This is a genomic window from Kineococcus terrestris (genome assembly GCF_041020755.1).
Taxonomy (GTDB): Bacteria; Actinomycetota; Actinomycetes; order Actinomycetales; family Kineococcaceae; genus Kineococcus; species Kineococcus terrestris.
Window position 1 is genome coordinate 1 of sequence record NZ_JBEUEI010000059.1, and the last position, 11,992, is coordinate 11,992.

Here is an 11,992-nt window from a genome sequence, read left to right on the forward strand (position 1 = left end):
CCCCCCCCCCCCCCCCGCCCCCCCCCCCCCCCCCCCCCCCCCCCCCCCCACCCCCCCCCCCCCCACCCCCCCCCCCCCCCCACCCCCCCCCCCCCCCCCCCCCCCCCCCCCCCCCCCCCCCACCCCCCCCCCCCCCCCCCCCCCCCCCCCCCCCCACAGCGCCACCACCGTGGCCAGCACCGCCAGGGCCGCCAGCACGTGGCGGAAGCGGACGTCGTCCACGTCCAGCGGCACCCCGACGGCGCCGGGGTCCAGCGCGGGCCAGCCGGCGACGAACAGCGGGAACCAGACGACGGCACCGGCCAGCGACAGCGCCACGACGAGCACGTCGCGCAGGCGCGGTGCGGCCGACCACCACCAGCGGTCGGACGCGGGGGGCGGACTGGCGCTCACCGCCTCAGGGTAGGCAGCCGCGCCACCGCGGCCGTCCCCCGATCGTCGGCGGCGGCCTCCCGCCTCCGGTGGAGCCGTCGCCCCGCCCCCGGTCCACCGCCCGCCGGACCCCGTCCGTCCCCGGCCCCTCCGCCCCACCTCGCGGTGATCATGGACGGGTGAGCGTGGCACCGTCCATGATCACCGCGGAGGACGGGGCGACGACGGGGGGTCCAGCGGGCGGCGGGTCAGGGGCGGGTCAGGAGGTCAGGAGGAGCCGCCGGCCTTGAGGGCGGCCAGGCGCGCCTCGACGTCCAGGTCGGCCGCGTCGTCCTCCAGGCTCGCGAACTGCGCCTCCAGCGAGTCGGCCTGCAGCTCCGCCTGCCCGGCCACCCGCGCCTCCTCGCGGCGCACCCGCTCCTCGAAGCGGCTCAGCTCCGACGTCGGGTCCAGCACGTTGAGCGAGCCGACGGCGTCCTGCACCCGCGACTGCGCCTCGGCGGCCTTCTGCCGGGCCACGAGCTGGTCGCGCTTGCGCTTGAGCTCCTCCAGCTTCTGCTTCATCGACGTCAGCCCGGCCTTGAGCTTGTCGACGACCTCCGTCTGCGCGGCGATCTGCGGGCCGGCGGCCGTGACCTCCTGCTCGAAGGAGATCTGCCGCTTCAGCGCGACCTTCGCCAGCTCGTCGAAGCGGTCCGCCTCGGCGTCCTTGCCCTCCGCGCGCAGCGCGTCGGCCTTGCGGGAGGCCGCCGCGGCCTTGCCGCCCCACTCGCGCACGGCCGCCTCGTCCTCGGCGCGGTCCTGCTCGGCCAGGCGCAGGTTGCCGATCGTCTGCGCGATCGCCCGCTCCGCGTCGGCGATGTTCGACGTGTAGTCGCGCACCATCTGGTCGAGCATCTTCTGCGGGTCCTCGGCCTGGTCGATCAGCGCGTTGACGTTCGCCCGCGCCAGCTGCGCGATGCGCCCCAGGATCGACTGCTTCTCCGCCACGTCTGCTCCTCCTCCTCGCGGGCTGCGCGCCCGTCGGCCACCTGCCCCGCACCGCGACGCGGTGCGGTCGTCCGTGCCTAGAAGCGGCCGCCGCCGCTGCGCCGGCCGCCTCCGCCGAAACCGCCGCCCCCGCTGCGCCGGCCACCGCCGCCGCCGAAGCCGCCCCCGAAGCCCCCGCCGAAGCCGCCGCGGGAACCCCCGCCGCCGAAACCGCCGCCGAAGCCGCCGCCGCCCCAGCCGCCCGGGGACCCGCCCCAGCCGCCGCGGCGCGCCGAACCGCCCAGCAGGATGCCGCCCAGCAGCGCGCCCAGCTCGTCCGACTGCCCCCGTCCGCCGCCGTAGCCGCCGGGACCACCCGGGCCGCCCCGCCAGCTGTCCACGTCGCGGCGCGCGGCCGCGGTGGCCTGCTCGGCCAGGGCGTCGGCGCGGCGGGCGTGCTCCAGCGCGGCCGCCGGGTCGCTCGCGCGGGCCACCGTCGCCTGCTCCAGGTGCCGCTGCGCCTCCGCCAGCCGGGTGCGGGCCGTCGAGCCGACCGCCCCGCGGCGCGCGGCCACGAAGTCCTCCGCCGCCGACACCTCCGCGCGCGCCGCCAGCAGCGCCTGCTCCAGCGCCGCCACGACGGCGCGCTGCTCGGCCTCCTCCTGCGCGGCGGCGCGGCGGGCGGCGTCCAGCGCCCGCTCGGCCTCCACGAGGCGGTGCATCGCCGCCAGCGGGTCCCGCGCCCCCTGGCGCTCGACGGCGTCCGCGGTCGCGCCCGCGGCCGCCGCGGCGGCCACCACCTCCGCGGGGGTGCCGTCGCGCACCGCGCCCGCGGCCGCCCGCACGCGGGCCAGCGCCACGGGCAGCTCCTGCACCGCCGAGCGCAGGTCGACGGCTCCCCGCCGCACCGACGCCAGCAGCTGCTCGGCCTGCGCGGTCGCCTGCTCGGCGCGGTGCACGGCGTCGACCAGCTCCCCGCCGCGCGTGCTGTCGCCCACGAGGTCGCGCGCCTGCGACACCGAGCGCTCCGCCAGCTCCAGCCGCGCGGCCGCCTCGCCCGGCGCGTCCGCCAGCGAGCGCACGGCCTCCTCGCCGTGCTCGGCGGCCAGCCGGGCCACGTCCTCGCGGGCCGGGTCCACCTGCGCGCGCAGCGCCGGAAGCCGCTGCGCGAGGGCGTCCAGGACCTGCGGGGCGCGCGCCACGAGGTCGCGCACCCCGTCCAGCGCGTCGGACTCGGCGTCCAGCCGCTCCCCGGCCCGCCGGCAGGAGGCGATGACCTCCGCCAGCACTTGCCGGCGCTGCTCCTCCGTCTCGGGCACCTCGTCGTCCAGCGACTGGCGCAGCGAGAACGCCGACGTCAGCGCCGAGCGCGCCCCCGCCAGCGCGGCCGCGAAGGCCGCGGTGCGCTCGTCGCCGAACTCAGCGCGCGCGAACTCCAGCTCCTCCGCGCTGGCGCGCACCGCGTCGTCGCAGCGCACCAGCAGCGTGTCCGCCTGCGCCAGCAGCTCCGGCGTGGGGGTGCCGTGGTGCGGGTCGCGCTCGGCGGCCGCCGACTCGGCGACGGCCCGGCGGGTGCGCCGCTGCGAGCGCACGACCAGCGCGCCGACCGCGCCGGCCCCGCCGAGGACGACCAGCCCGCCGACCAGCAGCCCGGCACCGCCGCCGCCCGAGCCCGCGGAGCCGCCGGAGCCCTGCCCGCGCAGGGCGTCGGCGGCCGCGACCGCCGCACCGCCCCAGTCGCCGGCGACCAGCCGCTCCTCCGCCGCCCGGTCCGCGGCGGCCTGCCGCGCGTCGTCCACCCGCGAGGGGTCGCTGCTGGAGCCGTACGCGCCGTCCTGCACGGCCACCGCCAGCAGCACGTCGTCGGGCCCGAAGCCGTTGACCCGCGCCGCCTCGTCCGCCCACTGCGGACCGCTCAGGCCGTCGAAGGAGTCGACGTAGACGACCCACAGCTGCAGGCCCTCGTCCTGGTAGAGGCGGTCCAGCGCCTGCTCCACCTGCCCGGCGCCGTCCACCACCCCGGCCTGGTCGGTCAGCTGCGCGTCCACCCGGAACGGCTCCACGGCGGCCGCCGGGCCCGCGGCCAGCAGGACGGCGGCGGCGGCCGCGGCGAGGCCGACCGCCACCCGCGTCCGCGCGGTCGTCGGGCGGGAGGAGGGGCGCACGCGGCCAGTCTGTCGGACCGCCCCCGCCGGGCGCGCGCCCACGTGCAACGCTCCCGCCGCCCAGCGCGTCCGCTGCACGGGCCGCGGGACGGGACCGCGCCGGGAGGGGGAGCCGTGGAGCACGGGGACCGGGGGACGGACGGGCGCGACGACGCGCTGGCCCGCGCGCTGGAGCGCGCGGGCGGGCGGGGGCCGGACGTTGACGTCGCCGCGCTGCTGGCCGGCGCGCGGGGGCGGGCGCGCACGCTGCGCCGGCGCCGCGCGGTGGCCGGTGCGGTGGCCGGTGCGGTGGCCGTCCTGGCGGTCGCGGTGCCCGTGGGCGCGGGCGCGCTGCGCGGGGCCGGACCCGACCGCGGGCCGTCGGTGGTCGCGACCCGCCCCGCCGAGCCCGAGCTCGCCGTGCCCGCCGGGGCGCTGCCCGACGACACCGAGGTGACGACCGCCCTGCCGGGCGCCGAGCTGGAGGAGGTCCTCGCCGACGAGCCCGGGGCGCCCGTGGTGCGGGGCCTGTGCCGCGACGACGCCTCGGACGCCACCGTCGCCGCCGGCCGCGCCGCGCAGTGGCGCGTCCCGGCCGACGCGGGTGGCTCGACCCCGCTGCCGGCCGCGGTGCGCGTGTCGGTGCGGGTCCTGGACGCCCCGGGCGCCGACGCGGCCGGTGCGGCCGCCGCCCACGTCGCCGCCGCCCGCGCGCAGGCGCCCGCCTGCGCCGACGGCACCTCCGGCGCCGAGGGCACCGGCCCCTGGACCGTGGCGGACACCGCCGGCTGGCCCGGCGACGAGGCCGTCGCCGGCTGGGCGCGGACCCTGCAGCCGGCCGACGGGCAGCAGCCCGCCTGGACGGTCGCCGTCGTCGCCCGCACCGGCGACGCCGTCGTCGAGGTGCGCCTGGACGACGCCGCCGAGGAGGACGACGTCGCCGCCCTCGTGCAGCGGGCGCGGGAGCTGACCGGGCAGGTCGTCCAGCGCGCCGCCGCGACCGTCCCGGGGGCCGCCGCGTGAGCACCACCGGCGAGGTGCCGGTCGTCACCGCCCCCGGCTTCGAGGAGTTCGTCGCCGCCCGCGGCGCCGCCCTCGTGCGCCTGGCCCGCGGGCTGCTGCGCGACCCCGACGCCGCCGAGGACGTCGTGCAGGACGCCCTGGCCCGCGCCCTGCTGCGCTGGTCGCGCGTCAGCGCCGCCGACGACCCCGCCGCCTACGTCAACCGGATGGTCGTCAACGCCTGCACGTCCTTCTGGCGCCGCGCCGCCCGGCGCGAGCGCCCGTCGGACGTCCTGCCCGAGCGCGGCGCGGCCGACGAGACCGCGCGCCTGGCCGACCGCGACGCCCTCTTGGCCGGCCTGCGCCGCCTGCCCGTCAAGCAGCGCACCGTGCTGGCCCTGCGGCACTTCGAGGGCTGGGACGACGAGCGCATCGCCGACCTCATGGACGTCAGCCCGGGCACCGTGCGCAGCAACGCCCACCGCGGGCTGAAGGCGCTGCGCGCCGCCCTCGAGGGCTGAGCGCGGCGGGCGCGCTCAAGGCGTCCGCGCGCGCTGCCGACACCTGCAGCACGGGTCGACCGGCACCCGCCCGACGGGCGCCGGGGGGCCGACGACGCTCCCGTCCGCAGGAGGACAGCTCGTGTTCCGACGACAGGCCCGCCCCGCGGTCACGCCGCCCGCGGACATGCCCCGCGACGTCGAGGCGCTCGAAGCCGTCCTGGCCGCCCTCGACGGCGGCGTCCGCGACGAGGTCGACGTCCAGGCGAAGATCGCCGACGCGCTCCTGCGGTCCCTGGACCTGGAGTACGCGGGCGTGTGGCTGCCCCGCCCCGACGGCCGCTTCGGCCTCGCCCACGAGGCCGGCCGCCTCGCGCCCGCGCTGCGCGGCACCCGCGACGCCGTCGTCGGCCCCGGCGACGGGATGGGCGGTCAGGTCCTGCAGCGGCGCGAGGCGTTCCTGTTCGACGACCCCGCCCAGGGCGCCTCCTGCCCGCGCTGGCGCGACGCCCACACCGGCGGCGCCGCCCAGGGCACCTGGCTGCCCGTCCTGGAGGACGGCGCCGTGCGCGGGATGTTCGAGTTCTACACCGCCGGCGAGCTGCCCTTCTTCGGCGTGCGCCGGGAGAAGTGGGACGCCATCCGCCGCGTCATCGCCCACGCCCGCCGCGCCGCCCTGAACAGCCGCGAGCTCGCGCAGACCCTGCGCGACCGCGAGGCCGTCACCACCGTCGTCACCACCATCGGCGAGGCCCGCGACCGGGACAGCGCGCTGCGGCTGGCCCTGGACACCGTCCGCGACGCCTTCGGCTGGGCCTACGGCTCCTTCTGGGCGTTCGACCCCGAGCAGCAGGCCCTGCGCTTCAGCGTGGAGTCCGGTTCCGCCGGCGAGGAGTTCCGGCAGGTCACGCTGGCCGCCTCCTTCCCCGAGGGGGTCGGGCTGGCCGGGCGCGCCTGGCGCCAGCGCGAGCTGATCTTCGTGCGGGACCTGGCCGAGGTGACCGACTGCGTGCGCGCGCCGGCCGCCCGCCGCGCCGGCGTCAAGTCCGGCATCGCCTTCCCCGTCGTGTGCGCGGGGCAGGTCGTCGGCACGATGGACTTCTTCGCCACCGAGTACCTGGACCTGTCCGAGTCGCGCAGGGCGGCGCTGCGCAACGTCGGCCTGCTGGTGTCCCAGCGCCTGGACGTCCTGCACCAGACGGAGGCCAACGCCGCCGCCTCCCGCGCCCTGCTGGACACCGTCTCCCGGCTGCGCGGCGCCGTCGACGACGCCGGCCGCGTGGCCGACTCCGCCGTCGGGCAGGCCTCCGCGATGACCGGCGAGGTCGACGCGCTGGCCGGCGCGTCCGCCGCCGTCGGGGAGGTCATCAAGATCATCTCGGGGATCGCCGACCAGACGAACCTGCTGGCCCTCAACGCCACCATCGAGGCCGCCCGCGCCGGCGAGCTCGGCCGCGGCTTCGCCGTCGTGGCCAGCGAGGTCAAGGACCTGGCCCGCGAGACCGCCGACGCCACCCAGCGCGTCGCCGAGCAGATCGCCGGCATCCAGTCCTCCAGCGCCTCCGTCACCCGCGGCATCACCGACACCGCCGCGATCATCCGCGAGCTGGACGTCGTGCAGGCCCGCATCGGCGAGGTCATCGACGAGCAGGTCCGGATGGCCACCGCCTTCGAGCGCGGCTGACCCGGGGCCGCGCGCACCGCCGCCGCGGCCCCGCCCCCGACGCGCCGCGCCGTCGCCCGCCACCGAGCGGACGGCGGCGCGGCGCCCCCAACGTCCCGCTCGTCCCGCCTCAGCCGCGCGTGGCCGCCGCGTCCGCGAGGACCGTCGCCAGCGGCGTCGCCGGCCGGCCGGCCAGGACCTCCAGCGCCCCGGGGTCCGTCTCCAGCTCCCCGCGGGCGATCGAGGCGTCCAGGGCCGCCACGAACGCGGCCGTCCCCTCGTCCAGGCCCGCGCCGCGCAGGTGCGCGGCCAGCTCCTCCTCGGACAGGTCGCGGTGCGCGACGCGCTGCCCGGTGGCCGCGCTCACGGCCTCCGCCAGCTCCGCCAGCGTGAACGACGGGCCGCCCAGCTCGTGGACGGCGTGGGCGCCGCCGTCCAGGCCGACGAGCGCGTCCTCGCCCAGCAGCGCGCCGGCGGCCGCGGCCGCGAAGTCCGCGCGGGAGGCCGCGCTGACCCGGCCCTCGCCGGTCGCGCCCACCACCTCGCCGGTCGCCAGGTACTGCGGCAGCGAGGCGGAGTAGTTCTCCGTGTACCAGCCGTTGCGCAGCACCACGGTCGGCACGGGGGAGTCCCGCAGCGCCTCCTCGGTCGCCGCGTGCTCGGGCGCCAGCGGGTTCCCGGTCGTAGAGGCCTTGAGGATGCTCGTGTAGACCAGGCGCCCGACCTCGGCGGCCTCCGCGGCCCGCACCACGTTCGCGTGCTGCTCCACCCGCCGCCCCACCTCGCTGCCGGAGACCAGCAGCAGCCGGTCCACGCCCTGCAGCGCCGCGGGCAGCGTCTCCGGGCGCGAGTAGTCGCCCTCGCGCACCCGCACCCCGCGGGTGGCCAGGTCCGCCGCCTTCGCGGGGGAGCGGACGACGGCGACGACGTCGCCGGCCTCCACCCCGCGCTCCAGCAGCTCCTCCACGACGAGGCGGCCCAGCTGGCCGGTGGCGGCGGTGACGGCGTAGGTGGTCACGGTTCCTCCTGTCCGGGGAGCGCGGGTCCGCCCCCACCGTCCGCGGCCAACCCCCGCCCCCGCGCGGCTGTTCCCGCGCGCCACCCGGCCGGGCGTACGGGATCGCGGCCGTCACCGCCCGACACGCCGTCCTGCGGGGCCGGGCGCGCGGCGTGTCGGCTGATGACGGTCGCGATCCCGTGCGCGCCCGTCCGGAGGACCCCGCTCCAGGCGGCGCTCCCGCCTGCCGAAGCACCTCGGGTGACGACGATCGACCACGTGCTGTCCACCGGCGCGGTGCGCAGCGTCTACCAGCCCATCGTGGACCTGCGCAGCGGCGCCGTGGTCGCCTACGAGGCGCTCGCGCGCGGCCCGCGCGGCGGGGACCTGGAGCGCCCCGACGCGCTGTTCGCCGCCGCCCGCGCCGCCGACCGCCTCGCCGACCTCGACGAGGCGTGCCGCGCCGCGGCGTTCCGCGGCGCCGTCCGGCACGGCCTGTTCGCCCCGCAGGCGCTGTTCGTCAACGTCGAGCCGGAGGTCCTCGACAGCGCGCCGCTGGACGACCTGCTGGCCATCGCGCAGGCCGCTCCCGGCGACCTGCGCGTCGTCCTGGAGATCACCGAGCGGGCGCTCGCGGCTCGACCCGCGGAGCTGCTGCGCACCGTCGCGCGCGTGCGCGAGCTGGGCTGGCGCGTCGCCCTGGACGACGTGGGCGCCGACCCGCTGTCGCTGGCGTTCATGCCGCTGCTGCAGCCGGACGTCGTCAAGCTGGACCTGCGCCTGGTGCAGCGCCGCCCCGGACCCGCCGTCGCGCAGATCATGAACGCCGTCAACGCCTACGCCGAGGCCACCGGCGCCCTCGTGCTCGCCGAGGGCATCGAGGACGAGAAGCACCTGGTGATGGCGCGCGCGCTGGGCGCCCGGCTGGGGCAGGGCTGGCTGTTCGGCCGCCCCGCCGACGGCCCCGCGCCGGCGCTGGAGGCCGCCGAGATCGCGCTGCCGGCGACCGTGCCCGGCGACGAGGCGGCCAGCTCCTCCCCGTTCGCGCTGCTGCCCGCCGGCACCGAGCTGCGCCGCGCGCCGAAGTCCCTGCTCATCGAGGTGAGCAAGCAGCTGGAGCGGGAGGCGATGCGCCTGGGCGACACGTGCGTGGTCGCCTCGACGTTCCAGGAGGCCCGGCACTTCACGCCCGCCACAGCGGTGCGCTACCGCGACCTGGTCGACCGCACCGGGTTCGTGTGCGCGCTCGGTGAAGGGCTGGGCGACCAGCCGGTCCCGGGGCTGCGCGGCGCCGACCTGGACCCGCGCGACCCCGTGCGCGGGGAGTGGGACGTCGTCGTCCTCAGCCCGCACTTCAGCGCGGCGCTGCTGGCGCGCGACCTCGGTGACACGGGCCCGGACGCGCGGCGGGTCTTCGAGTACGCCCTGACGTACCGGCGGGACACGGTGGTCGCGGCGGCGCGCTCGTTCCTGTCGCGGGTGGCCCCGCGCGCGGCCGCCCCGGTGGCCGCCGCCGTCGCCGAGCGCCCCGCCGTCCCGGCCCCCGCGCCGGCTCCCGCCCCGGCCGCGGTCGGCGCGACGACGGGCGAGGCGCTGCTGCAGCAGGCGCTGGCGGCCACCACGAGCGGCGTGACGATCTCCGACATGACCCGCCCGGACCAGCCGCTGGTCTACGTCAACCAGGCGTTCGAGCGGCTCTCGGGCTTCCGCGCCGAGGAGGTCCTGGGCCGCAACTGCCGCTTCCTGCAGGGCGAGGACACCGACCGGGCGGCCGTGGCGGCGGTCCGCGACGCGATCGCCGAGGGCCGCGAGCACCGCGCCCTGCTGCTGAACCACCGCGGCCCGCAGCGCGAGCCGTGGTGGAACGAGGTGCTGCTGTCCCCGGTGCGCGACGCCTCCGGGCGGGTCGTGCAGTACATCGGCGTGCAGGACGACGTCACCGACCGGGTGCTGGCGCAGCGAGCGCTGGAGCAGGAGCAGCACCGCACCCGCACCTACCTGGAGCAGCTGGAGGACCTGGCCCACCACGACCCGCTGACGGGCCTGCCGAACCGGCGCCGGGTGGAGGAGCGGGCCGAGGCCGCGCTGTGGGACGCGCGGCTGTCGGGGTCCGCGGTGGCGCTGCTGTTCTGCGACCTGGACGCCTTCAAGGCCGTCAACGACGAGCTGGGCCACGCCGCCGGCGACGAGCTGCTCGTCGCCGTGGCGCGCCGGCTGCGCTCGGTGGTCCGCCGCGGGGACCTCGTCGCCCGCCTGGGCGGGGACGAGTTCCTCGTGGTGCTGCCGGGCCTGGACCCGGCGGGGGCCGCCGCCCACGCCGAGCGGGTGGCCGCCGAGCTGGTGCGCGCGGCCGCCGAGCCGCTGCTGGTCGCCGGGCGGCGGCTGAGCCCCGCCGTCACCGTGGGCGTGGCCGTCGGCCCCGCCGACGGGGAGGGGTTCGGCCGGCTGCTGCACCGCGCCGACCAGCGCATGTACGCGGCCAAGCCGGCGGCGCGGCGGGTCGAGGCGGGTGGCTGAGCCGCCTCAGCGCGCGGGGCTCAGCGCTCGCCCTTGCCGGAGTCGGCGCGGTTGGCCCCGGTCGGCAGGAGCGCGATGAGCAGGCCGACGACGGCGGTGGCCGCGTGCAGGACGGTGCCGGGGTCGCTGGTGTGCAGCAGGTCCGCGGAGCTGCCCGGGCTGACGAGCAGCCCGTAGGCGAACAGCGCGCCGCCGACGACGAGGAGCAGGAGGCCGTACAGGCGGGCCGTGCCGGCCTTGAGGTAGGCGGCCAGACCGGCCACGCCGAGCACCAGGTGGATGAGGTTGAGCAGCGGGTTGACGCCGACGCTGGCGACGCTGCGGGTCGGGTCGTCCCCGCCGGTCCAGTCCTGCCCGCCGGTGACGGCGAAGCCGATGAGGCCCAGGACGACGAAGGTCGCGCCGACGACCGCCGCGAAGTACTGGCCGCCGGAGGGCTGCGCGTGCCAGCGCGTCAGGCGCGGGTTGCTGTCGCCGGGCTGCTTGGTCTCGGGGGCCTGCTGGGCCATGGCTCGTCCTCCGGGGTGGTGCGCGGCGGTCCGCGGTCGGCGTCGTCGGGCCCGTACCGGGCCCCCTCCATGGTCGTACCCCGTGCGGGTGGACCTGACACCCGCCACCCCCTGTGACGGTGAGGTGCCCCTAAAGTGCTCAGCGTGACCGGAGGGGGGTGGGTGCTGGAGCTGCCGGCGCAGGCCGACAGTCCCGCCCGCGCGCGCCGGTTCCTGCGCGAGGTGCTGACCGGCCCGGCGGCCGGGTTGGGCGAGGACCTCCTCGACGACGCCGCCGTCTGCGTCACCGAGCTCGTCAGCAACGCCCTCCTGCACGCCCGCACCGCCATGACGCTCACCGCCCGCCGCACCGGCGACGGGCTGCGCCTGGCCGTCGTGGACGGCTCGCCGCGGCGCCCGCACTGGGTGCCGCGCAGCCTGACCGCGGGCACCGGCCGCGGGCTGGCGCTCATCAGCGCGCTCAGCGCCGACCACGGCGTCGAGCCGCACCCGGGCGGCAAGGAGGTCTGGTGCGAGCTGCGCCCCGGCGCGGGCGGGCCCGCGGACCCGGCGGAGCTGGCCGGCGAGCTCGCCCAGGAGTGGGCCGCCGTCGTCGCCGAGCTGGGCGACGTGGTGGGGACGGACCCGGCGCCCGGGCCGCCGCTGCGGCTGCTGCGCTACCCCGTCGAGGTCGGCATCCGGATGCGCGAGCACCGCGAGACGGTGCTGCGCGAGCTGCAGCTGCTCGGGCTGCCCGGGGGGAACCGCGACGCGGACGCGGTGGGGGCCACGGCGCAGGAGGTGCGGCAGCTGCTGGACGCCGTGTACGGCGGGCCGCTCTCGCGCGCGGAGGCCGACAAGCTGCGCGCCGCGGCCGAGGGCCGCGCCGAGGTGGACCTGGAGTACGACCGGTTCCCCGACCAGCGCTCCTTCGTCGAGCGCTGGCGCCGGCTCGTCGCGGAGGTGGAGGAGCTGGGCCGCGCGCGCGACGTGGCGGTGCTGGCGACACCGGGCGACGTCTCGGCGCTCGAGCGCTGGGTGTGCGAGGAGTTCCTGCGCCAGCTCGACGGCGAGGGCCCGCGCCCCTGGCCGCACGTCCCCGCCTGACCCGCGCTCCACCCTCCTGCGCCACCCCGTCCGAACGTCCCCCCCGCCCGACCCTTCCGTGATCTTGCAGGGCTTCCCAGCGAGATCACGGAGGGAGGGCGCGCCCGCCCCTCCCCGTGGGGGCTGCGGCGGTGCTGGGGGGGGGGCGGGGGGGGGGGGGCGGGGGTTCGGGGGGGGGCGCGGGGCCGTCCGCGCCGGGCGCGGGCGGCACCGGGGTGCTGACGCGCGCCGCG

General features: G+C 79.0%; 9 protein-coding genes. 5 read left to right on the top strand and 4 right to left on the bottom strand.

The features are described 5' to 3' along the window. Positions 1 to 639 precede the first annotated feature (639 nt). Positions 640 to 1,362: a PspA/IM30 family protein gene (locus AB8M62_RS19730; protein ID WP_369056578.1), complete on the bottom strand. Its 723-nt coding sequence runs from the start codon at positions 1,360 to 1,362 to the stop codon at positions 640 to 642. 77 nt (positions 1,363 to 1,439) lie between these two features. After that, complete coding sequence (locus tag AB8M62_RS19735; RefSeq protein ID WP_369070637.1) at positions 1,440 to 3,506, bottom strand: TPM domain-containing protein; 2,067 nt, start codon at positions 3,504 to 3,506, stop codon at positions 1,440 to 1,442. Between the two features lie 114 nt (positions 3,507 to 3,620). On the opposite strand from AB8M62_RS19735, the gene AB8M62_RS19740 reads away from it, so the two are divergent. From AB8M62_RS19740 to AB8M62_RS19750, 3 genes are all read left to right on the top strand, one after another. Further along, entirely contained in the window at positions 3,621 to 4,508 is an 888-nt protein-coding gene (locus AB8M62_RS19740) for a sensor domain-containing protein (RefSeq protein ID WP_369070638.1), read from the top strand. Next, a complete protein-coding gene (locus AB8M62_RS19745; protein WP_369070639.1) occupies positions 4,505 to 5,008 on the top strand; it encodes a SigE family RNA polymerase sigma factor in 504 nt (167 codons plus the stop codon). The genes AB8M62_RS19740 and AB8M62_RS19745 overlap by 4 nt, the downstream gene beginning before the upstream one ends. 166 nt (positions 5,009 to 5,174) lie before the next feature. After that, positions 5,175 to 6,671: a methyl-accepting chemotaxis protein gene (locus AB8M62_RS19750; protein ID WP_444881718.1), complete on the top strand. Its 1,497-nt coding sequence runs from the start codon at positions 5,175 to 5,177 to the stop codon at positions 6,669 to 6,671. A 109-nt stretch (positions 6,672 to 6,780) separates the two neighbouring features. On the opposite strand, the gene AB8M62_RS19755 is transcribed toward AB8M62_RS19750, so the two are convergent. Then, positions 6,781 to 7,668 (bottom strand): NAD(P)H-binding protein, encoded by an 888-nt coding sequence (locus AB8M62_RS19755; RefSeq protein WP_369070641.1) that lies wholly within the window; start codon positions 7,666 to 7,668, stop codon positions 6,781 to 6,783. Positions 7,669 to 7,908: 240 nt separating this feature from the next. Here AB8M62_RS19755 and AB8M62_RS19760 point away from each other — a divergent pair, with 240 nt between their 5' ends. Further along, the gene (locus tag AB8M62_RS19760) at positions 7,909 to 10,164 is read left to right on the top strand and encodes a diguanylate cyclase domain-containing protein (RefSeq protein WP_369056572.1); all 2,256 of its coding nucleotides are present in this window, start codon (positions 7,909 to 7,911) and stop codon (positions 10,162 to 10,164) included. Positions 10,165 to 10,184: 20 nt separating this feature from the next. On the opposite strand, the gene AB8M62_RS19765 is transcribed toward AB8M62_RS19760, so the two are convergent. Continuing rightward, complete coding sequence (locus tag AB8M62_RS19765) at positions 10,185 to 10,673, bottom strand: DUF4383 domain-containing protein (protein ID WP_369056571.1); 489 nt, start codon at positions 10,671 to 10,673, stop codon at positions 10,185 to 10,187. Positions 10,674 to 10,817: 144 nt separating this feature from the next. On the opposite strand from AB8M62_RS19765, the gene AB8M62_RS19770 reads away from it, so the two are divergent. Continuing rightward, positions 10,818 to 11,759, top strand: coding sequence for an ATP-binding protein (locus AB8M62_RS19770; RefSeq protein ID WP_369056570.1), 942 nt, complete (start codon positions 10,818 to 10,820; stop codon positions 11,757 to 11,759). Positions 11,760 to 11,992 lie beyond the last annotated feature (233 nt).